The organism is Vibrio maerlii, from assembly GCF_003415655.1.
GTDB classification, from domain to species: Bacteria; Pseudomonadota; Gammaproteobacteria; order Enterobacterales; family Vibrionaceae; genus Vibrio; species Vibrio maerlii.
Map to the genome: position 1 here is coordinate 1 of NZ_QRHC01000029.1, position 1,116 is coordinate 1,116.

A 1,116-nucleotide genomic window follows, 5' to 3' on the forward strand; every position below is an offset into this window, starting at 1 on the left:
AAAAGTTCTCAAATCCTAGATGATGTCTTTTTATAAAGAGATAATTTAGGTACCAACACACATTCAAGTGTTCTTGGAAACACCACAGTTTACTGTGATGTTTAATATTTGAGTCCGGCAAAATCGAATGTCTCTCGCTCATTTAAATAATGAGAGACAAACCTTGGTTGTTTGCCATACGCCTTTTTGTTTTCACTTTTAAAAAGTGAAAGTAAACCTAGTGTCCCGTTCGTCTAGAGGCCTAGGACACCGCCCTTTCACGGCGGTAACAGGGGTTCGACTCCCCTACGGGATACCATTGGGTCGTTAGCTCAGTTGGTAGAGCAGTTGACTTTTAATCAATTGGTCGCAGGTTCGAATCCTGCACGACCCACCATTCTTTCACCACGAAGGAATTAAAACTTATCGTGGGCGATTAGCTCAGTTGGGAGAGCACCTGCCTTACAAGCAGGGGGTCACTGGTTCGAGCCCGGTATCGCCCACCATTCTCTAAGTATTTTTGGATTAAGTATTTCCAAACCACTTCAGTAAGACGTATGTGGTTGGAATTTTTGCCGCCGAAAGTCCTTAGAAAATGTTTATTGAAAACATGCTCTTTAACAATTTGGAAAGCTGACGAATAACAACAATCCCCATATCTTCGGATATGCGTTGTTATTCAATTAAAAGTTCTCAAATCCTAGATGATGTCTTTTTATAAAGAGATAATTTAGGTACCAACACACATTCAAGTGTTCTTGGAAACACCACAGTTTACTGTGATGTTTAATATTTGAGTCCGGCAAAATCGAATGTCTCTCGCTCATTTAAATAATGAGAGACAAACCTTGGTTGTTTGCCATACGCCTTTTTGTCTTCACTTTTAAAAAGTGAAAGCAAATCGAAACCTCTTGGGGTTGTATGGTTAAGTGACTAAGCGTACACGGTGGATGCCTTGGCAGTCAGAGGCGATGAAGGACGTATTAACTTGCGATAAGCCCAGATTAGACAGTAAAAGTCTTTGAGTCTGGGATTTCCGAATGGGGAAACCCACTTACATAAGTAAGTATCGCTGCATGAATACATAGTGCAGCGAGGCGAACCCGGGGAACTGAAACATCTAAGTACCCGGAGGAA

At 41.5% G+C, this 1,116-nt stretch carries 3 tRNA genes and 1 rRNA gene; all 4 read left to right on the forward strand.

What is annotated here, in order from left to right:
* Window positions 1-222: 222 nt before the first annotated feature.
* Window positions 223-298 (forward strand) — tRNA-Glu (locus tag DPF91_RS21685).
* Window positions 299-300: 2 nt separating this feature from the next.
* Window positions 301-376: transfer RNA gene (locus DPF91_RS21690), tRNA-Lys, on the forward strand.
* Between the two features lie 33 nt (window positions 377-409).
* Window positions 410-485, forward strand: a tRNA-Val gene (locus DPF91_RS21695).
* 417 nt (window positions 486-902) lie between these two features.
* A 23S ribosomal RNA gene (locus DPF91_RS21700) occupies window positions 903-1,116 on the forward strand; the annotation flags it as partial.